Source organism: Pyxidicoccus xibeiensis (assembly GCF_024198175.1).
In the GTDB taxonomy this organism is placed as follows: Bacteria; Myxococcota; Myxococcia; order Myxococcales; family Myxococcaceae; genus Myxococcus; species Myxococcus xibeiensis.
Genome location: NZ_JAJVKV010000012.1, coordinates 150,300 through 175,292, shown reverse-complemented (window position 1 = coordinate 175,292; position 24,993 = coordinate 150,300). Strand labels below are relative to the sequence as shown.

Below are 24,993 nucleotides of genomic sequence, written 5' to 3'. Positions count from 1 at the left end.
CGCTCACTCCGGGAGCGGGAGGTCCCGGGGGTGCTGGGCCTGGTGCATCGCCATCCTGAACGCGGGCGAGCTCTTGAAGTCGGAGAAGAGCGCCGCCCCGGACGCGGGGATGAGGTGCCCGTTGCGACGGCGCTTCAGCTGGCTCCCGCTCCGCTCGCAGAACCGCACGAAGTCCAGCAGGTGCCCGGTGCTGACGTCACGCCACTGCACGCTGAACTGGCACTGGAGCTCCACGAACACGAGCCCCTCCGTCTCCGACGCATGGAAGTGCACGACCGAGCCATCGTCGCAGTGGAACACCGACGCGCCCGGGTCCACGGGGCCCGCGAGGAACGGCCGGAAGAACTCCAGCGCCGCGTCCCTTGGCACGGCCCGCGCTGTCTCCACGCGGTACTTCGGAATCCGGGCCACCTGGGCCTCGCTGGCGTCGAGGGGCGGAGGCGGAAGATGGAGCACCAGCGCGTCATCGCTCATCCAGCCGAGCATGCATCCCGCGTCCCAGATGGCCATCAGCGGCGAGCAGGGGTCCGGCAGCTCCGCGTAGGGCCTGCCGACGAGGGCCTCGAGAAGAAGGAAGGGAAGGCGGATGTACTCCTCCCCCACGCGCCGGTACTGGGCGTGGTAGGGGCCACGAGGGACGAGCGCCCCCGCGGCGACGGCCCGTGCCCAGTGGTCGTATATCGAGACGTCGCGGCTGAACACGTGCCGCGCGGCGCCCCAGGCCAGCCTGGCCAGACTGGCGAAGGTGCTCGGCGGGGCACCGGGCGTATACGGGACGGCCTTGCGGGTGTGGGCCTCCAGCATGGCCATCGCGTGGCAGAGCTTGCCCTCCGTGCGGACCTCGACCTGCTTGCGGAGCTCGGCCTGCTTGAGCTTCCGGCGCGGCAGCACGTGCCACACGACCCTGCGCGGCAGGGACTGGCCCCAGGGCACCAGGGCCTCGGCCACCTCCCACGCGAGCGCCTCCACCGCGAGCATCACCTCCGCATTGGCCGCCACCCACGCCACGGCCTGTGTGGAGCGGGGATGGGGCTGCTCGTGAAACCCGGTGTTGCGGCCTCGCGTGGGAATGCGCGGAACGCGGAACATGCGCCGTCCCGGCTCCGCCCAGGACGCCGGGAGCAGCCCCCGCCCGAGGAGCCGACCCCATGCCGCGCCAGCGTCTTCGAGGCCCCGCACCTCGAGGAGCGCCTCGCGGAAGCGCGGTGACTCGAGACGCAGCAGCCGCCGGTCGAGTTCGAAGAAGTCGAAGGTCCTGCTGGCAGCCATGCGCCAAAGCCTAGCACCGACCGTGTGTCACCCCGGAGGTCACCCAGAGGGTCTCTTCCGGAGCGACCCGTAACGCCTCCGCGACGTTTGCCTGGTGTCAGACCGAGCGGCTACCTTCCTCTGCATGCCGGACATCCGCCTGCCCGCCGAAGCGAAGTACAAGACAGAGCTCGCAGCCCTCGCCGCCAGTGACGACAAGCCCCGCCCACCGGGTTGGGCGCTCTCGCCACGCGCGGTGGAGACGTACATCCTCGGGAGCCCCAAGCCCGTGGGCGGCGTGCCGATTACGCCCAAGTACATCGGCGACAAGAGCCTCATCCAGGTGTGCATCGCCACGCTGGCCTCGGACCGCGCGCTGATGCTGGTGGGCGAGCCCGGCACCGCGAAGAGCTGGCTGTCCGAGCACCTGTCCGCCGCCGTCAGCGGCACCTCCGCCCTCATCGTCCAGGGCACGGCGGGCACCAGCGAGGACCACCTCAAGTACTCGTGGAACTACGCGCTGCTGCTGGCGCAGGGCCCGTCACCGGAGGCGCTGGTCCCTTCCCCCGTGCTGCGCGCCATGCGCACCGGCAAGTTCGCCCGCTTCGAGGAGGTGACGCGCACCTCGCCTGAAATCCAGGACGCGCTCATCTCCATCCTGTCTGAGAAGCAGGTCTCCATTCCTGAGCTGAACGAGGTGGTGAGCGCGCAGCGGGGCTTCAACCTCATCGCCACCGCGAACACGCGGGACCGCGGCGTCAACGAGATGAGCGCCGCGCTCAAGCGCCGCTTCAACTTCGTCACCGTGCCGGTGGTGGAGGACCTGGAGCAGGAGATTCAAATCGTCACCAAGCGCGAGGCCGAGCTGCGCAATGACTACCAGGTCGGTGTGCCGCCGCCGGAGGAGCTGTCTCGCCTGCTGCTGACGCTCTTCCAGGAGCTGCGCAAGGGCGTGACGAAGGACGGCAAGACGAAGGTGCGCACGCCGGGAGCGGTGCTGTCCACGGCGGAGGCCATCAGCGTGCTGTTCAACAGCTCCATCCTCGCGGAGCAGTTCGGCGGCGGGAAGGTGACGCCCACGGAGCTGGCCGCGTCGCTGATGGGCGCGGTGGTGAAGGAGCAGGAGGACGACGTGAAGGCCCTGCGCGAGTACATGGAGACGGTGGCCAAGAGCCGCACGGGCGCGTGGAAGGAGCTGTACACCGCCAGCAAGAAGCTCTTGAGGGGCTGATGGACCTCGCCCTGCTCTCCCGGGTGCACCTGTTCCCGGTGCGCCACCACTCGCCGCGCACCACGGCGGTGCTGGGCCGGTGGCTGGACCGCGTCCGGCCGGAAGTCATCCTGGTGGAAGGCCCATGTGACGCGTCGGGCCTGGTGGACGTGCTGTGCGACGAGGCGACGCAGCCGCCGGTGGCGATTCTGGGCTACCGCACGGACGGCACGCCGCGCTCGGCGCTGTGGCCCTTCGCGGCCTACTCGCCAGAGTACGCGGCGCTGCGCTGGGCGAAGGCACACGGCGCCCGCGCGGAGTTCATCGACATCCCCGTCGGCGTCAGCCTGGAGGTGGACCGCGAGGACGACGCGGCCGAGCCCGGCGTCGAGACGGAGACGGAGTCCGCCGCCCTCCCCGGCGAGCCGGGTGCCGCGCCCGGAGGCTGGGAGGAGCCCATCTCCGAGCGCTTCGCCCGTGAGCGGGGCTACCGCTCCTTCGAGGAGCTGTGGGAGGCGCTCTTCGAGGCGCCGGACTGGACGCCCGAGGGCTTCCGCCCGGTGCTGCTGGCCTGGGCGGACGTGCTGAACGCGGGCCCCCGCCAGGAGTACCACCGCTGGCGCGACGCCTTCATGGCGCGCAAGGTGCTGGAGGTGGTGGCGAGCGGAGTGGCGCCGGAGAAGGTGGCCGTGGTGGCGGGCGCGGCGCACGTGACGGCCTTCGTGTCCGGCGACGTGGACTTCGCGCTGGAGGCGAAGCTGCCCAGGGGCGTGCCCTGCGCGGTGACGGTGATTCCGTACAGCTTCCCCCGGCTCGCGGAGCAGCTCGGGTATGGCGCGGGCAACCGGGCGCCGCACTTCTACCAGAAGGCGCACGAGGCGAAGTGCGACTTCAAGCGGGCGACGCTGGAGGTCCTCATCGACTTCGCGGCGCACCTGCGCATGCGCGGCTTCACCGCGTCGCTGTCGGACGTGCTGGAGGCGTACCGGCTGGCGCTGACGCTGGCGGAGCTGCGCGAGAAGAGCGCACCGGGCCTGGACGAGCTGCGCGAGGCCACGGTGGCCACGCTGTGCCGGGGCGATGCCACGCACGTGGACGGCTTCCTGTGGAAGAGCGTCATCGGCCACCAGGTGGGCCGGGTGGCCAGCCGGATTGGACAGAACTCGCTGCAGGCCGAGTTCTGGCGCGAGGTGGACGCGCGCCGGCTGCCGCGCAGTGACAGCCCGGAGACCTTCTCCCTACGGCTGAACAACGACGTGGAGGTGGGCTCCTCCGTCTTCCTGCACCGGCTGCGCGTGGCGGACATTCCGTACGCGGCGCTCTCGGGCGCGGGGCAGCAGCGCGGAGCGCCGCCTCAAGAGGCCGGGGGCTACGCCGCGCTCACCCGGGTGCGCGAGTCCTGGCAGGCGCAGTGGACGCCGTCCACGGACGTGGCGCTGGTGGAGAAGATTGTCCTCGGCGACACGCTGGAGGCGGTGACGACGCGCGTCCTCCAGGAGCGGCTGGGCGCGGCGAAGGCCACGGCCGAGGCGGCGGACGTGCTGCTGGAGTCGGTGATTACCAGCTGCCCCCAGACGGTGGCGGCGGCGCTGCGGGCGTGTGACGCACATGCGGCGACGGACTCGGACCTGCCCTCGCTGGCGTCGGCGGCGCGCTCGCTGTCCGGGCTGGTGGCGTATGGCACGTCCCGGGCGCACGCGGACCTGGGCGACGAAGCGGTGGCCGTGCTGTGTGAGAGGACCTTCGGTCGCGCGCTGCTGCGGGTGCGCGACGCGAGCACGTGTGGCCCGGACGCGGTGGGCCCGGTGCTGGAGGCGCTGCGCACGCTGCACGAGGTGGCGCTGGCGCAGCCGAAGGCGGACAAGGCCGGGTGGCTGGCGGAGGCGCGCGGGCTGATGGAGAGCCACGCGGTGAACCCGGCGACGTCCGGACTGGCCACGGGCCTGCTGTACCTGGCGCAGGAGCTGTCCGAGTCGGACGTGGCGCTGGAAGTGGGGCGGCGGCTGTCGCTGGCGGTGGACCCGGAGGCGGGCGCGGCGTACCTGGAGGGCTTCCTCCAGGTGAACGCGCTGGTGCTGGTGAAGAGCCGCGAGGTGGTGCGCGCGCTGGACGACTTCCTGGCGGGTGTGGACGCCGAGCGCTTCCGTCAGACCCTGCCGGTATTGAGAAGGGCACTGGGCGCGCTGGGTCCCACGGAGCGCCGCTACCTGATGGAGAACGTGGTGGCGGTGCGGCAGCTCGGGGCGAAGGGGCAGGCGGTGAAGGGCGTGCTCGAGGAGAAGGACAAGGAGAAGCTCAAGGACATGAGCGCGGAGCTGGGCAAGGCGCTCGATGACCTGGACGACCTGCTATGAGCGTGGACCCCAAGACGCTGTCGGAGAAGGACCGGGAGGCGCTCCTGCGCTGGCGGCTGGCGCTGGGCCCCGGGGCGGAGAAGACGGGCGCGTGTCCCTCGCTGGGCTCGCTGGCGGGCGGTGGCATGGGCGCGGCGGGCGTGGGTGAGGGCGACCTGGAGGAGCTGGATGACGCGCTCTCCTTCGTCTACGGCGACAAGAGCGCCGGCTCGTCGGGCTCGAAGCCCTACATCCCGAAGTGGCTGGGCGCGCTGCGCGGCTTCTTCCGCGACGATGTGATTGCGCTCGTCCAGAAGGATGCGATTGAGAAGAAGGGGCTGACGCAGCTGCTCTTCGAGCCGGAGACGCTGCCCTTCCTCGACAAGAACGTGGAGCTGGTCACCACGCTGGTGAGCGCGCGCGGGCTGATTCCGGACCAGGCGAAGGACATCGCCCGGCAGATTGTCCGCGAAGTCGTCGACGACCTCCGCAAGAAGCTGGAGTCCTCCGTCCGCACGGCGGTGTTCGGCGCGCTGAAGCGCAACAGCTCGAGCCCGCTGCCCATTGCGCGCAACCTGGACTGGAAGCGCACGATTCGCCAGAACCTGAAGGGCTGGGACGCGGAGCGCAAGCGGCTGATTCCGGAGCGCTTCTACTTCTGGCCCAACCAGCGGCGGCAGCACGAGTGGGACGTGACGCTGGTGGTGGACCAGTCCGGCTCCATGGCGGAGAGCGTGGTGTACAGCTCGGTGATGGCGGCCATCTTCGCGTCGCTGGATGTGCTGCGCACCAGCCTCGTCCTGTTCGACACCGAGGTGGTGGACATGACGCCGCTGCTGGCGGACCCGGTGGAGGTGCTCTTCACCGCGCAGCTCGGCGGCGGCACGGACATCAACCGCGCGGTGGCGTATGCGCAGGCGAACCACGTGCGCCGGCCGGAGAAGACGCTCTTCATCCTGATTACGGATTTGTACGAGGGCGGCAACGCGGAGGAGCTGGTGGCGCGGCTGCGGCAGCTCGTGGACTCGCGGGCGAAGGTGCTGTGCCTCTTGGCGCTGTCGGACGGAGGCAAGCCCTCGTACGACCACGCCATGGCGGAGCAACTCACCGCGCTGGGGATTCCGTGCTTCGGCTGTACGCCGCGCAAGCTGGTGGACGTGGTGGAGCGGGTGATGCGCAACCAGGACCTGGGGCCGCTGGTGTCGGCCGACAAGGAGTCGCGCCATGGCTGAGGTGCGGAAGCTGAAGGGCGGGCTCGGCGAGCTGACGGAAATCATCAGCGACCGGGCGGAGCTGTCCAAGGGCGCGGCCCTCTTCGACGCGAAGCAGCTCACCAACCTGTCGCGCTACGAGAACAAGCTGTTCGCGGACGCGGCGGGCTCGGGGGCGTCGCCGTACAAGGTCTCCCTGGTGTTTGGCGAGGGGCGCGAGGTGAAGGGGCGCTGCTCGTGCATGGCGGCGCGCTCGCGGCCCTTCTGCAAGCACGCGGCGGCGCTGCTGGTGGCCTGGTCCAAGGCGCCGGAGGCCTTCGTCACCTCGGACAAGGCGCCCGCGGGGGCGCCGGACGGGGCGAAGAAGAAGAGCGTGAAGAAGGGCAAGGCGGAGACCTCCGACCTGATGAAGGCGGGCGTGGCGCAGGTGTCCACGCTGGTGCGGGAGCTGGGCCTGTCGGGCGTGGTGTCGCTGGGCGAGGACCGGCCCGAGCAGGTGCGCGCGCTGGGCGAGGCGCTCCGGGCCAACGGCCTGCGCCGGCTGGCGGCGCGCACGGTGGAGGTGGCGGGGCTGCTGGACCTGGCCGTGGCGCGCACGGGCACCTTCGAGGCGCCGGTGTACACGGACCTGGTGGCGGACATGCTGCTCACCGTGCGCAAGGTGGACAAGCACCTGGGCGGCGAGGCGCTGGAGGACCGCTACGTCGAGGAGCTGATTGGCAGGACGTGGACGAAGAAGGACCGGGCGCCGGTGGAGGGGCTGACGCTGGTGGAGTACGCCTTCACCACGCGCACCACGCCGGACAACTTCCTCGTCCGGGAGAGCCGCTTCGTGGACCTCGTGTCCGGGAAGCACTACGCGGAGAAGCAGATCCTCCCCGCCTTCCTCAAGAGTGTGGAGCCGAAGAAGAGCCACGCGGGGCTGGTGCTGGAGGGCGCGAAGGGTGGCCAGTACCCCGGCTTCGCGCCGCACCGGCTGGACTTGGACGCGGAGGCGCACCGGCTTCCACTGGAGGAGTCTGCGCTGCGGTTGCTGGTGGAGAGGGCTCTGCCGGACGTGGGCGCGGCGCTTACGGCCTTCCAGGAGCACCGCAAGGACGTCTTCGCGCCGGACCTGCTGCCGGTGACGCTGCGGGTGGAGACGCTGCTGGCCAGTGGCCAGCGCTCGCAGCTGGTGGACTCGGGAGACCGGGGGCTGTTCCTCCCGGCGGACGCGGGCCTGGAGGAGCCGCTGGCGGCGGCGCTGGAGGGCGCGAAGCTGAAGGTGGTGCTGGGCGACGTGGGGCTGGAGGCGGCGCTGCCCACGCTGTTCCCCCTGGCGGTGGTGGTGGAGACGCCGGAGGGGCTGGAGCTGCGGGGCCTGGGCAAGCTGGAGGGCGAAGTCTTCGCCTCGCGTCGGCGGGGAGGCCCGAAGCCGGCGGCGCCGGTGGCGGTGCCGCGCGGCGGGTGGGCGGACACGGCGCGGGCGGCGGGAGCGTCGCGCGCGGCCATTGCCCTGGCGGAGGTGCGGGACGAGCTGGCGGAGAAGTTCGCCAACGGGCTGCCGGCGGTGTCCTCGCGGGCGGTGGAGCCGCTGGTGGCGCGGCTGAGGGAGCTGGGGCTGGAGAAGCCGGGCGCGCTGCTGGAGGCGCTGGCGCAGCGGCCGGACGCGGCGGAGCGGCTGGACGACTTCATCAAGGTGTACCAGGTGCTGGGCATCGCCCTGGTGCGACTGGCGGGCGCGGTGCAGGTGGACGGCGGCGCGCTGGAGCCGGTGCCCACGCACCCGAGCATCCACGTGCGCAAGCCGGAGGTTGCGCTGCCTCCGGGCGAGGCGCTGCTGAAGCGGGCGCGCGGCGAGCTGACGCGGTACGAGGCGGCGGCGCACGCGGCGCACTACTACGCGGCGCTCAGCCCGGACGCACTGTTGGGCGAGCTGTACCCGGCCTGGAGCGACGGCGCGGCGAGCACCTTCGTGGCGCGGGCGGTGTCGGTGGGCTCGCGAGACAGGGCGCTGGCCGCGGCGAAGGCGGCGCTGGCCGAGCACCACAGCCGCATGGTGCGCCGCACGGCGATGCGGGTGCTGGGCCTGCTGGGCGGGCAGGAGGCGCGGCAGACGCTGGATGCGCTGACGCGCAAGGGCCACGACGCGGGCCTGCGGCTGTACGCGCGCGAGGTGCTGGAGGACGTGCGGGCTCGGGAATCCGGCCCGGACGCGGTGGCGACGCTGCTGAAGGTCCGCCGGGAGCGCCTCCACGCGCATGCGCAGCGGGCGCTGACGGAGCCGACGAAGGAGGGGCGCTCGCGGGCGGTGGACCAGCTGGAGTCCCAGGGGCTGACGGTGGCGTGGCCGGTGCTGCGGCAGGTGTTCTACGGGGACCCGTCACGAGAGGTGCGGCGGCGCGCGGCCATGGCGCTGGCGTGGCTGGGGGACTCGGAGGTGCTGGACCGCTTCGTGGCGCTTGTGGAGGCGCGCGGCACGGACGACGAGGAGGCGAAGACGGCGGTGTACGCGCTGGGGGTGCTGGGCGACGTGCGCGGCGCGGAGACGCTGCTGGCGGCCTTCGCCGACGGGTGGAAGCCGGGCGTGGTGTCCGAGTCGCTGAGCGCGTTCGGCCTGGCCATGCTGGGCCCGGCGGTGCGGCTGGCGGAGGTCCGTCCCGAGGCGGTGGAGCGCCAGGCGCTGCGCAACCTGTTCGAGAAGTTCCCCGCGGACGCGCTGGCGGCGGAGCTGCTGGCGCGGGTGGAGGCATCCCGCGAGCACCCGGAGCTCGCCGCCCGCTGCGCGGTGTACCTGAAGCTCGCGGGGCAGAATGCCCACGGCGCCGGGAAGACGGTGGCCGCGGCGCTGATGGACCTCCCGGCGGTGACAGCGGACAAGACGCTGCTGCGCGCGGTGAAGAAGGCGCTGGGGGTGAAGGAGAAGGCGTGAGCGCCACCCCCGGAGGAATGGCGCTCACACCGGACTACGCGCGGCGCCCGCGAAGCGCGCCGCGCACCCTACCCCAAAGCCAGTAGAGGCCCCGGGCCACCAGGGCCGTCTGGACGGACGACACGACCAGGAAGGCCAGCTGCGGCAGGACCAGGGCCAGGGGTGACATCCGGTCCTGGATGGCCGCGAGCGTGAACCCGGCCGCGAGCATGGCGGGGAAATGGAACAGGACGGACCAGGCATTCACGGGTACGGGAAACATGTCCGTGTAGATGCCTGCCCGCTGCATGAGGCTCCCGTTCTCCTCCAGCAGCCCGGCCGTCACCAATCCCAGGTGCACGAGGATGTTCATGCCCACCGCGAGCATGACCACCTTCCGAGCGGTCGGGCTGCCAGGTTCGCTCATTCCTTCTCTTCCTCGGGCTTGGGCTTCTCGATGGTGTGCTGGCCCGTCTTGCTTCGAGAGGCCTCGACCCCCTTGGTGACCGCCGTCTGGCTCTTGTCACGGTTTCCCGCGCCCATGTGCCCTCCCTCCGCACTGCCGATGGTCACGTTCGGGAACTTCGCGGAGAAGGCCTCCATCGAGCCGTACTTCGCGATGATTCCCGTCTCGAGCGTCTCCATCCTCCGGTCTCCGAACAGCTCGACAGTGTCTTCCCAGAAGTACTTGTCGTCCCAGAGACTGATGATGACGAGATGCTCGGTGTTGGCCGATGCGGCCTCGATGTTGGCAATGAGGCGATCCACTCGCGCCCCCAGGATGATGACGTTGTCCCACTTGCCGCCATTCAAGGGGCCTCCCGAGGCCACGGCCATGATGGCGGCGTCCCCACCCTGGCTGTAACCGATGAGGTTCATCTCGGACGGGTTGACGTGGAAGTACGTTGCGGCGAGCTGTGTCGCGGGACCCGGGTCGTCCTTGAGGGGCACCCCCGCCTTGTCGTGGATGCCGTCGGGAGCCACGGCGTGCACGGACGGGAAGAGCCCCTCCGCCGTCGCCTTCAGCTCGTCCACCCCGGAGGCCATCCCCAGGACACCGCCACCGTGCAGCAGGAGCGTATCCAGGCCCGACGGGTCGATGAAGTCCAGCGGCGCGTTGCGCGCATACCCATACAGGTTGCACTCCACGGGCTTCTCCGCGCACTTCTCCATGCTCTCCAGGTAGAGCGGGTCCGGTGACAGGAAGCGGTTGAGCGCGGGGTCGTAGTCCCGGACGCCCATGCGGACGAGCCCCAGGTCCGCGTCGTAGCTCCGCTCGACGAAGTCCAGCGCGGCGGCGGTGTCGGTAGGCGTGGTCCGGACGCCGTAGGGCGAGGCGAACCGGGGCGTGCCGTCCTTGTCCGACAGCACGGTGCCGCGCCGGTCGGCGGCCAGCGGGTACAGGACGCCGCCCTGGATGACGCCCAGCAGGCGGTCGCCCACCTTGAAGGGCCGCGTCAGCCCGGTGCCGTCCAGGTAGGCGCCCTCGCCCAGGTAGCCAGCCTGGAACACGCCGTTGTGCAGCTTCGCCAGGCGCAGGCCCGCCTCGTCGTAGAGGTACTGCCACGCCTCCGTCCCCCGCGTGGCGAGGGCGAGCTGGCCATGGGGCCCATAGTTGAAGCTCAGGTCCCCCCGGGTGAGGGCGCGGCCCAGCGCGTCGAAGGTGTAGACGTCGTCGCCGGCATCCAGCGCACCGGACCTCCCCTTGAACGTGCGGGCCACGCCGTTCTCCTCGATGCGCGACGGCAGGCCCATGGCGTCGTACGCGTACGCGTAGGAAGACTGGGCATCCGTGGAGCTCGTGAGGAAGCGCTGCGGCGAGTAGTCGTGCACGCGCGTCAGGCTCTGGCTGCCCACCTGGAACGTCTCCGAGGTGACGAGCCCGCGCGGGCCATACCGCCACGAGGTGGAGGACTGGAGGCCCGGCCCGCCCTGGCTGAAGCCCACCACGGCCCGCGTCAGCGAGTCATGGGTGAAGCTGGCCCAGCGCCCCCCGGTGAGGGAGGCCCCGGCAAGCAGCCCCTCTGCGTCGTACGCCAGCGCCGCCAGCGGGGCGGCGTTGAGGGAGAGCGAGGCCGTGCGGCCATGAACGTCCAGGGTGTTGGCCAGCACGGTGCACCCCTGCGAGGTGCCGTCCGACAGGCGCACGCACGCGGACTCCGAGCGGACGCTGCCGTCCTCGCGGTAGTCCAGCAGCGTCTCCACGGTGCGCCACCCGTCGAACCGCAGGGTGCTCCGCGTGGGCTTGCCGTCGACCCGGTACTCGAACTGCTTGAGGTACCCGGGGCCCCGCACCGCCGTCAGCAGGCCCACCGAGTCCGCGTCCGCGGGCGACGTCGGCGTCGCCCCGTCGTGGAAGTACTGGTAGGACAGGGACTCCTCGCTGCTCAGGTCCGTGTGGACGTCCAGCACCTTGCGGCCGATGGCGTCGTACCCGTAGTCCTCCGTGCGCAGGGGAATCCCCGCGGTGGAGAGGAAGGTCTTCCGCGCCAGCAGGCTCGTGCCGGGCTGGTAGGCGTAGGCCACGGAGGCGGTGCCGTCCACGTCCACCCGCGACACGCGGCCGTGCCCATCGAAGTGGACGCCGTGGTTCTTGCCGTCCTGCAGGCCCACCCCCCGCAGCCGGCCCAGGGAGTCATAGCGGTAGGTGTAGCGAGTCCCCGCCTCGTCCTCGTAGGCCACCGTGCGCTTCTGGGTGTCCATGAAGAGGTGGATGGCGTCCGCGCCGTTCTCCACGGCCTCCTGCATCAGCAGCCCGTCCACCAGCTGGACCTGCGAGGCCACCTGGCGCTGCACGTCGGCATGCAGCCGCGAGATGGCGCTGGAGTCGAAGCCCAGGCCGGAGGACCGCAGGGTGCTCACCACGTCCGTCCCCGCCAGCAGGGTGGCGTAGTCCAGGCCCTGCGGGTCCACCGACGCGCCGAGCGCGGGGCGCACGTGCGTCTTCTTCTCCAGCAGCAGGGGGTTGCGCGTGGACAGGCTCTTCACCGCCCAGCCCTGGGGAATGCGGGAGGCAATACCCAGGCTCTCGCCCGTGGCCGTCTGCCACTCCACCGCGGCACGCGTGGAGCCCGTCAGGGAGTCCACCAGCGCGGAGGTGGAGAAGCTGCCCGGCCGCGTGTCGGTGGCGTAGCGGTAGGCCAGCAGCAGCTGAGGGTTCACCTCGCTGGCGCCGCCCAGGTCGTCCCAGCGCTTCGCCAGCCGCTCCTGGCCGTCGTAGCGGAAGTACTGGCTGTAGCTCCGGCTGCCGCGCAGGGTGGACAGCTGCTGGATGGCGCCCGTCGTCGGGTGCACGTCGCCAGCCTCCATCACCACGCCGTCCGGAGACACCACCCGGGACAGCTGCAGCGTGCCGGGCTCCCACTCGAAGGTGGTGGTTCCCCGCCCCGGCTCCGTGACGCTCTGGATGAGGGCATTGGCCCCGTAGACGGCCTGCTGCACGGTGAGCACGTCACCGTCCGCCGAGACGTCCTCCACCTTCTCCACCTGACCCGCGGAGTTGCGCGTCAGCCGCGCCTCGTACTTGAAGTCCACCGTGGAGTCCGGGCGCATGCCCGTCAGCAGCGTCCGGGCCTGCAGGCAGTGCAGGCTGACGCCAAGGCCGCTCGGCGACGCACGCCACGTCTCCGTCTTGAGCGTGCCGTGGGCGGTGTGCTGCGTCACCTCCGCGGGGCACACCTCCGCCTCGTACCGCACGTACTTTGTCCACTCGCCCACGGCCAGCCCGTCCGCCTGGGCCCAACCGTTGCCCGTCTCCTCCAAGCGCTTCCAGGGGAGGCCCTGGAACACCGCGTCCTCGTAGGTCTGGTACGTGTAGCCATGCACGCCCGGGCTCTGCGTGTCGTGCTGCGTCGAGGACGCGGGCAGCCCCGAGTAGTAGTCCCCGTTGAGGAACCGCGCGTCCTCCACCAGCCCCGGGCCGGTGCGCGTCACGCCGCCGAAGCCCACCAGGTACCGGCCCACGGAGTGCACCTTCGGCTCGGAGTAGCCGTAGGTGTAGCGGACCGTCTCGAGGCCGGAGGAGCGCACCTCCAGGGCCCCCAGCACCACCTGCCGGGCATGCCCGCCCTGAACCGCCGCGCTGCGCTCGTACTCGAAGCGCAGCAGGTTGCCACGGCCGTCATCCGCGCTGCGCAGCAGCGCCACGCGCGGCGCCGTCATGCCCACGCTGCGCGGCGGGCCCGCGTCGGTGAAGAGCACCTCCACCTCGCCCGTGCCCGCGAAGTCCGCCACCACCGGGGTGCCCACCATGGCGTTCAGGGTGGGCACCGCCACCTCCTGGAAGGCGCTGCCGGTGTTGATGAGCAGCAGGGTCCCAGGGGAGCTGATGCGCGTCAACAGGGCATCCACCAGCCCGTCCTTGTTCGCATCCGCGAAGTGGAGCTGGTAGTTGGTGAGGCTGGAGTAGGCCGCGCCCTGGGGGGTGCGGAAGGTGAAGGTCCGGGCCGTCTGCTCGAAGCCGTAGCTGCCCTTGCCCAGCCACACCAGCAGCGAGGCGCTGCCCCGGACGACGATGTCCGCCAGCCCGTCTCCGTTCACGTCCTGCAGCCAGGTGGTGTTGGGAGCGACGCTGGGCGACAGCGTCCCCGTCACCGCCGCGCCGAAGCTGAAGCCCTGGGCCGTGCTGGTGTTGGGGTGGATGGTGTAGCGGCCGGCGGAGACCTTCACCAGGTCCGGCTGCCGGTCCCGGTTGACGTCCGCCAGGCGCACGTTGCCGCCCAGCGTCCAGTTCGCGGCCAGCGTCAGGGTGGTGTACGGCACGCCCTCGCGGTTGCACACCGCCACCGTCGTCTGGTTGCCCAGGTTGTCCGCCTGCACGCCCACCACCTGGTACTCCAGGTCCGTCGCCCGCATCTGGACGAGCATCCGTGGCACGGTCGACCCGGTGGCGCTGCGCCGGCACAGCGAAGACACGCCCGGCGGGGCCGCCGGCAGGGGCTCCGCGCGGAAGCCGCCGTCCTCCTGCACGAACAGCGTGTTGTCGCTCGCGGACTCGAAGTCCATCCGCCCGTCGTGGTTCACGTCCAGCAGGGCCGAGCGGGTGGCCCGCATGGCGTCCACGCCGCGCTCCGCCACCACCGCGTCCAGCTTGGGCGCGCTCACGGCCTGCAGCTGCGCCAGGTGCGTCCCCAGTGGCTCATAGCCATAGCGGACCATGGGCGCGCTCTCGCCGGAGGCGTACACGCGCTGCGCCTGCGTCAGGTAGTACGCCGGCCCCTGCGCCTCCTCCTCGTAGGCCAGGTTCTCCCGCCACCGCTCCACGAAGAGGCTGGTGCCGGTGTCCCGGGACAGCGCCACCACCGCCTTCACCCGCTTGTCGAGCACCAGCGCCTGGCCCGAGCGCAGGTCCGTCGTCGGCCGGGGCACCGCCTCGTACTCGAAGTCCACGCGGTGCTGGAACGCGTTCCCCACGCCGCCGTGGTGCAGCGCCTTCACGAACAGGCGCCCGGACGCGTTCGCCTCGTACTCCAGCCGCGTCTTCCGCCCCGTCGGCGTGGTGACCTCCGTGAGGTACCACGCGTACGTGCCCCGGGACGTCACCACCCGGCTCACCCCGCCGAACGTCCAGCGGCTGCCGTCCGGCAGGTGCGCCACCCAGCCATCCGTCACCGCCGTCACGCGCACCTTCTGCGCCAGCCCCACCGGGTACCAGGCGCCATCCGTGCCCGCCACCAACCGGCCGAAGGGCCCCGTCAGCTCGTCGGTGGCGTAGTCCAGGTCCCCGGTCTCCCGCCACCGGGTCAGCGACAGGCCCACGTTCCACCCCAGGCCCCACTCGCTCAGGCCGCTCTCCGGCGAGTACGCGGGCAGCACGCTCACCCCGGGCGCGCCCCGCTCCGAGGGCAGCGCGTCCGCCCAGGGCAGCCGGAACACGCCTCGGCTGACGTCTCCCACGCCGAAGCTCGTCGCCGCGAATTGTCCCGCCAGCGAGCCCCGCTCGGGCGCGCCCAGCACCGGCGCCTGCACCCGGGCATCCAGCGACGTGCCGGACTGTCCCAGCGCTGGCACACCTCCCAGCAACACCGCGCAGGTCGCGGTCCTCCACAGCCATTCATTCATTCGAGACAAGACCAGCTCCAGGCGTGACGGCCCATGGCGCGAGACAGGTGGACACGCCACCCGGCACCCCGGACGTCACGGCAGTTGAGGATTGATGACAGAAGACGACAGGCCGGCCCCGGCCACCTCGCGGGGTGGCCAGGGGCCGGGTGCTACGAGGGGGACTACGCGTCCGGGGTGGTGCCTCCACCGTGCGGCGGCAGCACGTCCGGGCCGGGCGTCGGCGTCGGCGTCGGCGTCGGCGGGGGCACGCACGACTTGATCCACGTCATGTCGCTCGACAGCGGCTTCGTCTCCACCTCGAAGCTGAGGACGATTTCCTCCACATCGTCGCGCAGCACGAGGCCCTGGAGGACCATGTCGTTCAGCGCCGAGAGGTTGAAGTCGAAGGTCGTGAACGGGGAGAGCCCGTTGCCGTAGCGCAGCGCCCGCACGCCCTTCTCACCGAACCAGTGCTCCGCCTTGGGAGCGGGACCGAAGGTGACCCGCATGTCCGTCCCCAGGTACTCGTCGTTGAGCTGCTCGTAGACCAGGGGGCCGGTCTTCGTCGCGAAGGTCAGCCACCGGGCCACTCGCAAAGAGGGGTAGTAGACCGTGTCGTTCAGGGCCAGCGCGGCCTCGTCCGAGCCCGGGATGCCGAAATGGATTCCCATGGCGCGGATGACCATGAGGCCCTGGCTGCACCCTCGCCCCTGGTAGCCGTCACGGGCGTACAGGTCCTCGGGCAGCACCGTGAAGGACGACCACTCCCTGCGCAGAATCTGCTTCCAGACCTGCTCGGCACGAACGGCGTCCACCGTCTTGTAGGCGGACTGCCACCCCGCGGGGCGTCCCGGCCGGGGGAAGCTGACGGCGATGTAGGGATACGCGGTGGCGTCGTTGCCGGGGCTCCGCCGGGTCGACAGGTCCAGCATCACCCGGTTGATGAAGCTCCTGAGCACCTTGGCCGTCTCCACCCGCGAGCGGGTCCAGTGGGTCGCGCGCTGCTGGGACACAGGGGCGTTTGGCACCACGCCGTCGGTGAGCGCGAGCAGCTCGTTCCGAGCCGTCGTGTCCGCCGCCAGGGTGGTGAGCATCTCGGGATAGCGCAGCTCGATGATGGGCATCAGGTCCCGGTTGACGACCTTCGTCAGCTGGCGCGTGGCATCCGCCAGCTCCGTACCCTCCAGGTCTCGCAGCGCCAGCAGCGGAAGCTGACGCGCCAGGCGAGACTCACCCTCCTGCCGGGCCAGGTCCGCCCCGAGCGCCTCCAGCTCCATCGCCAGCAGCTGCATCTCCCGCTCCGTGGCAATCATCTCCGCCCGCCGGGACAGCGCCGCGAGCTCGTGGTCAATCCAGGCGTTGAACAGGCCCTGGAGCTGGCTCGGGAACTGGTTGAAGCCACACGTGTCGCAGCCGTGCTCCAGTGCCACGTACGCGTTGGAGCGGATGGTGGCGAGGGCCGACGCGCTGACGCGCCCCTCGGTCAGGGCATTGCGCCCTGCCTCATCCACCGCGGCCTTGGCGCTCGCCAGGGCATTCAGGAGCCGGATGGCCATGGGCCCCGAGCCCACCGGGGTGGCGCGGTTCACCTTGAGCGTCAGGGCATCGCTGCTCACGTCGCAGCCGTCCCGGTCGTTGACGACGAGGTAGAGGTCCACGCCCGCGGGCGCCGCCGCGCGGCTCGGGATGAGGACGGTGGTCGCCGGGCGGTGGAGCACGTAGACCTGCTGGATGTCCTTGCGCTCGGTGCGGCCCTTCGTCATCTCCACCAGCAGGAGGCTGCCCACGGGCAGGTGGGGGAAGGGCGTGCCGGGCACCCGCAGGCCGGCCGTGAAGGACGCGCTGCTGCGCGACTCGGAGCCGTTCGCGGTGGTGGTGGTGTCGATGTCGGCGCGCTGGTTCGAGTGCGAGTAGCCGATACAGGCCTTGGCCTCCGCGAAGACCTCCACGTCGGTGCCAATCAGGTCGGCGAAGGGCGTTCCCGCCTCCGAGCGCACGCCGATGCAGGCGTCGCCGGTAATCGAGTCCGAGTCGTAGGTGCCATCCTGATTCACGTGGGTGAGGGACTGGGCGGTGTAGCCCGTCCCGGTGAACGTCACCGTGAAGCCCTCCGGCCCCGTGGTGACACCCGCGGTGCTGATGGTCGACACATCCGGGCTGCCTGGAATCTTCATGGCCGCCGCGGGCGCGCTGAGCGCGCAGACGGGAGCCCACTGACCCGTGACGTTGATGTGGAGGATGTCACCCGCGCTCGCAGTGTTGACCAGGCCCGTGGCGGACATCACCACGATGTTGTCGTTGTGCGTGGGCTGCGAGCCCGAGTAGTTCGCGTGCTCCGCGGAGACGGGGATGGTCCTCTCCGGCCCCTGAGCCACGAGGAAGTCCGCCACCTGGGGCTTGCCGAGCAGCTCCCGGAACGTGCGGACGAAGTGGTCGGCGTGCCTCGCCTCGGCGATGCGCGCGTTGTGCCGCATGCCCTGCAGATCCGTGTCCAGCTGCGCAACCCGCTTCATCATCAGCTGGATTTCGGAGGCGGTCCGCGCCGCCTGGCGCTGTCCCCGCATCTCCTCCAGGTACGTCTGGAGGTAGGTGGGCAGGTCCCGGTTGTACGCGTCAATGACGACCTGGAGGTTGTTCAGGGCGATGTTCACGTCATTGACGATTTCGTCCTTCTCCTGGATGTTCATGCCCGCGTGAAGCGTGTTGCGCAGGGTCGCGTCGAAGGTGCCGAACTGCTCGTAGCTGCTCGTGCGGGCTCGGGCCCCCTTCATCGTCTCCAGCAGGCTGTAGGCCACCGGGGCAATCTGCTCCTGGGGTGTGCGCTCCAGGTTCAGGACCGAGTAGATGTCCAGCCCCGCCGCGTCCTTCAGCGCGCTGGCCAGCACGTCGTGCCGCAGGTTCAGTTGCTGGTAGACCGCCAGCCAGTCCGCATCCACCTTCTGGATGGGCGCCGTGGCGGTCGTGTTCAGCGCCGCCGCGTCATACAGGATGCCCAGGTACTTCCACTGGTGGCTCACCTCCGTGGTGAGCTTGCCGGAGGCGCACTGCCGGAAGCGGCAGCCCAGGTCGTGCGCGTCCGACGTGTTCCCCAGCCGCTCCACCAGGCCCTGGAGGGCGTCGCTCACCACCAGCACCAGCGGCGCGGAGGTCAGCGGCGCCGTCAGCTCCGTGGACTCCGGGAAGGCCGCCTTGAGCACCTCGCGGTCCGCCAGGAGGTAGGTGTCCGACAGGCCCGGGATGTCACCCACCGACAGAGGCGGCGCCTCCGGCTCGCCGGAGCCGGGCTTGATGTTCAGTGCCCGCTCGGAGATGTACGTCCCGCGCCAGAACTCACCCAGCAGCTCACTGACACGCTGGTTGAGCGGCCGCGACAGTCGGTCCCCACCATAGATGGGGCCGCGGACCTTGCGGTACCAGCTGTCCACATAGCCCAGCTTGCGGCGCAGCGCCTCGGTCCGTGCGGCGGCCGTCACCGCATGGGGCGTGGCGAGCTGCTCCTTGATGAGCGAGGGAAGGAGCTCCTCATAGGTCTCCCCGTACTTCCCCTGCATGCAGGCGAGGGCCTCGGCCTCCGCGATGGCGTTGATGCAGGTGTCCATCACCCGCTCCACCGACGACGCGGGCACGTGGTCCAGCGTCAGCCGGCGGCACATGGCGAAGAGGCCGTTGACACTGCTGGCCCCCGCGCAGGCGGAGTCCTCCACCGGGGCCACCCACGGGTTGCGGCAGTCCGCGCGCTGGGCGTCGAAGTACTCGCCCAGCAACCCCGGGACGCCACCAGGCGTCCTCAGCTGCGTGGAGGGGATGGCCTCCTTGGTCTGGCTCGTGCTGGACCAGAGCAGCCGCGCCACGGCGGAGTCGGTGCCCTCGAAGAACTCGAGACGGATGTCATATTCCTGGCCCGCGACGAGCGCCGCCGTCATGGCCCCCAGGTTCTCCGTGAGGCCATGGGGCGACCAGTTGTCGATGAGCAGCTTGCCATCCACCCAGAGCCGCACGCCGGCGTCGCTGGCGGTGTAGAAGGTGTACGTCTGGGAGTAGCGGGGGATGACCTTCCCCGTCCAGCGCACCGTGAAGTTGTCCGCGGGCACGCCCGGGGCAGGTGCACCCATGCCCCAGTCGAAGTTCACCGTCGGGTCGACCCGCGACAGCAGGCGGGTGCCGCCTTCGGGGTAGGCGCGGTAGAGCCCCACCACCTTCGTGACCTGGGCGCTCGTGAGGTGCTTCCCCTTCAGCTCGAACAGGACCTTGGACTTGCGCACCAGCAGCTGCCGCAGCAGGGCCCGGTCCACCCCCGTGGGCGCCGTGCTCGGGGTGCTCTCCCAGCCATTGAGCGTCTGGAGCTGGTCCTGGAGCCTGTCGAACTTCTGCTCGACCTCCAGCGGCGTGGTGATGGGCTTGTCGTCGTCCGTGGTGCAGCGGGGGGCGGAGCCGCTGACTTCCTTCGTCACCGCGAGCGCGGAGGCGCTCGCACGCAGCTGGTTGAGCGTCAGGCCCGGCCCGGAGAAGAAGCGGCCCGGCGCGAGCGTCCCCGGGAGCCCCTCGTCATGGCACTCCTCCGGGTTGCCCGCCTGTCCGTGGCTGGAATCACGGCACACCTTGTAGATGGGCTTGGTCGTGTCATCACAGTCGACCAGGTCACTGCCGCACACACTGCCCTGCTGCTGGTAGTAGGTGGGGTAGCCCCCGAGGACGTACCTGCACGAAGCGGTCTCGGTGTCCTCCCCCTCCGCCGTGGCCGGCGTGGGGGTGTGGCTCTGGATGGTGACACCGGTCTCATGCCTGTCATCCACCGCGGCCTTCGCGGAGGTGGCGGCAAAGCGGCAGGTATCCCTGAAGTCATAGTAGACGTAGGTCTCGCACTGCTGCGTACCCCGGTCATCGATGATGACGCAGCGCCTGCCATTCTTGCGCTCGCCCATCACCTGGACGGTCCTCGTCAGCGTCGCGCGGGACTCGACGCCGAAGTCGGGGTGGCGGCAGGTCTTGTCCACCGAGCACTTCGTCTGCTCGTACCTCTCGATTCCGCAGGCCAGGCTGCCCTTCTTGACGTAGCAGGACGCGTATTTGCTGTACTCCCAGGGCCCCTCGCACTTGCGGTCCTCGCGCGCGGGCATCGTGCCATTCTCGAGCACCGCCGCGACCTGCGGAGGCCCGCACGAGCTGCCCGTGTTGAGCTCGCCGTCCGCCTGCGCAAGCTCGGGCTCCAGGGTGTTCTCAGATTCAGTTCCACAGGCCGTGGCCCACAAGGCCAGACCCACAGCCAAAAACAAACGTCTGCTACGTGCAAACATCCATACCTCGAGCGTCCAGGTCCAGCGCCTCGCGCGCCAGCACCCGGCAGGACATCACCAACTCGGAAGGGACCGGGCGCAGGGCACACCCCGGGCGCACTCGGTCAATCCGCGATGACAGGAATTGGGACTGAGATGCGCATGGGCGGCCCGCACCATGCAGGGACGAAAACTTCGAGAGGTGCACTGGACGCAAGGGTGGCCAGCGAGAAAGGCGTAGGAACCCGCCCCTTCCACTGAAGGCTTCACCATGCGTGGGACTGCGGCTGCTTCGTTCGGTTGAGTCCGTTCAGGGCCGAGGCGGCCCCAGGCCTCGGCCCCGTGCCGGGCGTGTACCATGAATGGACGACGCCAGGGAATAGCCGTAGCACCCCGGCGCCTGCCAATCAGGCGCCATCTGCTTCTGCCCAGGCGTCACCGGCAGAAAATCGTCAGCGCAATTGCCAACCACGGGCCTTCGCTCCGTATGGCGGCCGTGCGAGCGGAGCGCTCGACGAGGGCCGGCGAAGCTGCATCTTCGGCCAGTCCTTCCCGTCTGTCTTCGGCTCGGCGTCACCTCTGGAGCATTGCTCGGATTCAGCAAGCCAGGTCTTCCGCGCCGGACGTCCCGGAGGTGCAGGCACCGAGGCACCCGCGGGCTCAGCCCTCCACCGTCACCCCGCGCCAGAAGGCGACATGGCCGGCGATGTTGGAGGCGGCGGGCTTCGGCTCCGGGTAGTACCAGGCCGCGTCCTTGTTCACCTGCCCGTCGACGACGACGTCGTAGTAGCTCGCCGTGCCCTTCCACACGCAGAGTGAGTGGGTGTCGCTCGGGCGGAAGTACTCGCGGCGAATCGAGTCCGCGGGAAAGTACCAGTTGCCCTCCACCTTCTCACAGCGCGGGCTCTCCGCGATGACGACACCGTTCCACTTCGCCACAGGCATCTCGTTCCTCCTCCCGGCTGCGCGAGTGCATAACGAAGGGGGCGCGGGGGTGCACTCACGGAAGCACGCCCCGCCGCCGTCCGTCAGGTGCCTCACAGCCCGTGGCCTCACGGTCGCAAGGCGCCGCGCCCACCTACTGGCAGCAGGAGTACGTCGCGCTGACGTAGCTCTCGAAGCCGTCCGTCCGGCTGGGGCCTATCGGCGTGCAGGTTCCGAAGGTGCGCTTCACGTTGCAGGCGCCGGCCGGACAGTCCCAGAGGATGGCCTCGTCGACATAGCCGTTGGCGGCGCCGCGGGCCACGGAGCACGTGTATCCCTGGGCGCCCTGGGTCGTGCTGTAGCTCGTGGTGCCGCAGGTGGTGCACGTCAGCCGGGACTCGGAGGACACCAGCGCGTCCACCCTCGTCTCGTCCGTGGAGGCCTCGTCGGCTCCACCACACGCGGACAGCCCCAGGAGGATTGCCGCCACTGCACCACGCCACGGGTTGCTGATGGGAAGGGTCATCCACGGGAGGCTAGAGCCGCCCGTGCAGGCCCATCAACACACACCGTCCCGCCTGCAGAATTCCTGCGGGCGGCGGGCTCGCGGCCTACACGGCCTGAGATGTCGGCCGGCTGGCCTGCGCGTCGAGGAAGGTGCCCAGGGTGGCGTTGACGAGGGCGGGCTCCTCGACGGTGACGGAGTGGCCTCCGCGCGGCAGCCGCACCAGGCGCGAGCCGGGGATGAGCTGCTGGATGCGCTCGGCCTTGGCGGGGACAGTGGCCACGTCCTCCTCGCTCACCACGACGAGCGTGGGCACGCGGATGCTGGGCAGCTCGTGCGCGATGGCCTGGCGCTGGATGACGCCGTTGACGGCGCGCCAGATGTCGCGGCGGTTCTCCATCAGGCGGGCCTTCCAGAGCGAGCGCTCCTCGGCGCGGTTCGGGTCGGTGAGGAAGCTCTTGCCGAACATGATGCGCATCACCGGGTCCGCCACCGGGCGCATGCCAGCCATCCGGGCAATGAGGTTGAGCAGCGTGTAGCGCGGCACGTTGGCCAGCGGCTCGGGGCCCGAGGACGTCTCCAGCAGCACCAGCGAGCGCAGCAGGTCCGGCCGGCGCGCGGCCAGGCGCATGCCGATGAAGCCTCCCATGGACAGGCCCACGAAGTGGCACGGCCCCACGCCGAGCTTCTCAATCAGCGCCACCGCGTCCAGGTACAGCGTCTCCATGTCGATGGACTTCACCGGCGGCACCGCGCTGCGGCCCTGGCCCCGGTGGTCATAGGCGATGCAGCGGTAGCGGCCCCGCAGCGCCTCCACCTGCGGGTCATACAGCCGGGTGCTCCACAGCAGGCCATGGCTGAAGACGACAGGCTGCCCGGAGCCTCCCGTGTCCTCGTAGTACAGCTCCGTTCCATTCACGGACAGCATCGGCATCGGCGGTTCCCTCCCCAGGGCCGCAGTCTAGCCGAGCCCGTGACGCGGCGTGGCATCCAGGGTGGTGCCCTCCGTCAGCCGGGCGACGGAGCGGGCGCGAGGACGGATGGGGCGTGCGCCCTCGGGAGCCCGGTCCGGGGCGCTGGCGGCTGGAAGGCAGGCCTACCCCGGGCCCCAAGGACGCGTCGCGGGCTACCAGAGGCCGCGGGCCTGGAGCAGCTCTCCCACGCGCTGGGGGGCGGCGCGGTACGCGGTGAAGAAGTCCTCGGCGGCCTCCGGGGTGAGGTCCTCCCAGACGAGCAGGCCGGTGTCGTCCTCGCGGCGGCAGAGGACGAAGGTGGAGCGCACGTGCTCGGCCGACTCGAAGGTGAGGCCGTCGACGAGCAGGGGGCTCTGGCTGGTGAGGAAGGACTGCCGGGGGCCGAGCTGCTCGAGGCAGGCGCGGAGCTGGCGGGGGTGGAGGGCGTGGGCCAGCTCGTCGGCGATGACCACCGCGCGGGCATGGGCGAGGTAGTGCAGGAAGGCGACGAGGCGCTTCTGGCCGTAGCCCAGGTGCCACGCGGAGACGCGCTGCCCGCCCGCGCCGAGGAAGCTCAGCTCCAGGTTGCCGAGCGCCAGCGTCTCGTACCGGCCCTGGGGCTGCGTCTCCAGGGGGAACAGGAGCGCCTCGGCGGAGGCGAAGCCCAGGAGGCGGGTGGCGTCGTGGAGGAAGGGGACGCACTCCGAGGGGAGCACGAAGTGGGGAGAGCCCCACTGCGCGGCGGCGACCTTGCGCAGCCCGTCGAGCAGGTCCTCCGAGGCGAGGCCGGTGCCGGTTGCGAGGACGCCCTCGGCGCGGCGGGAGAGCCGCAGGTCCACCTGGTAGAGCCGCTCGAAGTGGGCGAGCCCCTCGTCGAAGCGGCCGAGGCCGGCCTGGGCGGAGACCTCGCGGGCCATGGCGAGCAGGGGCTCGACGGCGGCGGTGCCCTCGCCGGTCTTCTCCACCCAGGCGATGCCGCCGGACATGAGGACGAGCCAGAGCCGGCCGCCGACCTCCGGGGCGATGCGCTCGTGGACGACGTCGGAGGTGTCGTCCTGGCGGGAGACCGTCACCTGCTGGCCCTCGCGGCGGATGACGAGCGGCCAGGCCATGTCTCGCGGGGCGACGACGATGTCCATGGACAGGCCGGAGCCGTCGGGGGCCTCGGGGGGGTTGCGCACGCGCACGGTGATGCGGCCGGTGTCCGCGGCCAGGTCGTACTCGAGGTCGAACGGCTCCCGCTGGAGGGGCGTGAAGTCGGAGCTGGCGACGGCGGCGACGAGGTCCAGCAGCGTCGTCTTGCCGGTGCCGTTCTGGCCGAGCAGCACGTTGAACGACGGACTGAACGTCAGCCGCGTCCCGGGTCTCACGGAGCGGAACTGGTGGACCTGGAGCCACTGGAGCTTGAGCATCGACCGTGAGACTGGCGCCCGGGGTGCACCAGCGTCAACCCAGGGGGTCCACCTGGGGGCTCCACGGCGTTCCTGGCCGTCTTCAATGTTTCGCCAGTGACTGAATGGGGAGGCCCATCATTGGCAGGGCCCTGATTTCACAACGACACTCGGAGGCAGCATCACCAGGCCTCGCCCCAGGATATCTCGTACTCCCCATTGATGCCGCCTTGCTGCGCAGACTGACCTGGCCTTCGACGAACAACGGCCCTCACACGAACCTCTTCGGCCGGCGCTTCATCCAAACAGGCCTTCATCGCGGCATTGAGTCTTTGCGTATCAGGCTCTGCCTCCCAGCGGGACATGGCCGCAGCCGCAGGCCACTTCCGGCCATGCACCGCCCACCACTGCTTGAATTGCTCACGGCGCTCCAAACCCAGACGCACATACCCATCGGACACAAACCTCAAAACACAACGATCCGAATAACGATCCCCCTCATCATCGAACAAAAAATCAAAAACGACTGCCCGTCCCGCATATCTCGCCACCCCTGCCACGGGACCATCATGATACCCACTCACCAGCAAAACCGGCTCAAACACGTCCACAGCCCCCATATCCGCAGCCAGAAGCGGGCAACTTCCTCAACCAACAAAAACGACCTCCGAACCAGAACCGCCCGCAGCAACTCGCATACCCACTCCAATCTCTTCCTCGAAGTAATCGCCACTTCAATAAGGAAGTGACTCTCCACGCTCCTTCATGACTCGTTCGAATACGGCCCGATATCCACGGAGCGTGGAAAGCATGGAGTTCAATTCTTCTCGAGCTTCGTCAAGACGTTCAGATTCTGATGAGTGCTGAAGGCAGTCGAGCACGCTCTCCGCAGCATCGATGATGATTTTGAGCGAATCTGCCTGCACAACAACACCTGGGTATCGACGGCCCGGCACCCGAACCACCGCCGCATTTACATCCTTCGCAAGAAGCTCGGCCTGCTCGCCACTCAT

14 protein-coding genes are annotated in these 24,993 nt (G+C 70.2%); 4 read left to right on the top strand and 10 right to left on the bottom strand.

The genetic code is table 11. The features are described from left to right. Nucleotides 1–3: 3 nt before the first annotated feature. Nucleotides 4–1,269: a hypothetical protein gene (locus tag LXT23_RS37545; RefSeq protein WP_253985239.1), complete on the bottom strand. Its 1,266-nt coding sequence runs from the start codon at nt 1,267–1,269 to the stop codon at nt 4–6. Nucleotides 1,270–1,393: 124 nt separating this feature from the next. On the opposite strand from LXT23_RS37545, the gene LXT23_RS37540 reads away from it, so the two are divergent. Genes LXT23_RS37540 through LXT23_RS37525 form a run of 4 tightly spaced genes read left to right on the top strand, consistent with a single transcriptional unit; the run spans nt 1,394 to nt 8,913 of the window. After that, entirely contained in the window at nt 1,394–2,479 is a 1,086-nt protein-coding gene (locus tag LXT23_RS37540) for an ATP-binding protein (protein WP_253985238.1), read from the top strand. Then, nucleotides 2,479–4,812 (top strand): DUF5682 family protein, encoded by a 2,334-nt coding sequence (locus LXT23_RS37535; RefSeq protein ID WP_253985237.1) that lies wholly within the window; start codon nt 2,479–2,481, stop codon nt 4,810–4,812. Before LXT23_RS37540 ends, LXT23_RS37535 begins: the two co-directional genes overlap by 1 nt. After that, entirely contained in the window at nt 4,809–6,023 is a 1,215-nt protein-coding gene (locus LXT23_RS37530; RefSeq protein WP_253985236.1) for a VWA domain-containing protein, read from the top strand. The genes LXT23_RS37535 and LXT23_RS37530 overlap by 4 nt, the downstream gene beginning before the upstream one ends. After that, complete coding sequence (locus LXT23_RS37525) at nt 6,016–8,913, top strand: HEAT repeat domain-containing protein (RefSeq protein WP_253985235.1); 2,898 nt, start codon at nt 6,016–6,018, stop codon at nt 8,911–8,913. Before LXT23_RS37530 ends, LXT23_RS37525 begins: the two co-directional genes overlap by 8 nt. Before the next feature lie 34 nt (nt 8,914–8,947). Here the strand turns inward: LXT23_RS37525 and LXT23_RS37520 are convergent, their stop codons facing one another. The 9 genes from LXT23_RS37520 to LXT23_RS37480 form a co-directional block, all read right to left on the bottom strand. Continuing rightward, nucleotides 8,948–9,319: a hypothetical protein gene (locus LXT23_RS37520; RefSeq protein WP_253985234.1), complete on the bottom strand. Its 372-nt coding sequence runs from the start codon at nt 9,317–9,319 to the stop codon at nt 8,948–8,950. Beyond that, nucleotides 9,316–14,952 carry an RHS repeat-associated core domain-containing protein gene (locus LXT23_RS37515; protein ID WP_253985233.1) on the bottom strand — a complete coding sequence of 1,879 codons (5,637 nt, stop codon included), beginning with the start codon at nt 14,950–14,952 and terminating at the stop codon, nt 9,316–9,318. Before LXT23_RS37515 ends, LXT23_RS37520 begins: the two co-directional genes overlap by 4 nt. A 164-nt stretch (nt 14,953–15,116) precedes the next feature. Then, the gene (locus tag LXT23_RS37510; protein WP_253985354.1) at nt 15,117–20,195 is read right to left on the bottom strand and encodes a PA14 domain-containing protein; all 5,079 of its coding nucleotides are present in this window, start codon (nt 20,193–20,195) and stop codon (nt 15,117–15,119) included. Between the two features lie 672 nt (nt 20,196–20,867). Next, entirely contained in the window at nt 20,868–21,152 is a 285-nt protein-coding gene (locus LXT23_RS37505) for a DUF427 domain-containing protein (RefSeq protein WP_253985232.1), read from the bottom strand. Nucleotides 21,153–21,285: 133 nt separating this feature from the next. Then, nucleotides 21,286–21,621, bottom strand: coding sequence for a hypothetical protein (locus LXT23_RS37500; protein WP_253985231.1), 336 nt, complete (start codon nt 21,619–21,621; stop codon nt 21,286–21,288). 121 nt (nt 21,622–21,742) lie between these two features. Continuing rightward, a complete protein-coding gene (locus LXT23_RS37495) occupies nt 21,743–22,570 on the bottom strand; it encodes an alpha/beta fold hydrolase (RefSeq protein WP_253985230.1) in 828 nt (275 codons plus the stop codon). Nucleotides 22,571–22,762: 192 nt separating this feature from the next. Beyond that, nucleotides 22,763–24,001 (bottom strand): AAA family ATPase, encoded by a 1,239-nt coding sequence (locus LXT23_RS37490; protein WP_253985229.1) that lies wholly within the window; start codon nt 23,999–24,001, stop codon nt 22,763–22,765. Nucleotides 24,002–24,162: 161 nt separating this feature from the next. After that, on the bottom strand, nt 24,163–24,585 hold the full coding sequence (locus LXT23_RS37485; RefSeq protein ID WP_253985228.1) for a hypothetical protein: 423 nt from the start codon (nt 24,583–24,585) through the stop codon (nt 24,163–24,165). A gap of 129 nt (nt 24,586–24,714) precedes the next feature. Continuing rightward, nucleotides 24,715–24,993: a DUF6959 family protein gene (locus LXT23_RS37480; RefSeq protein WP_253985227.1), complete on the bottom strand. Its 279-nt coding sequence runs from the start codon at nt 24,991–24,993 to the stop codon at nt 24,715–24,717.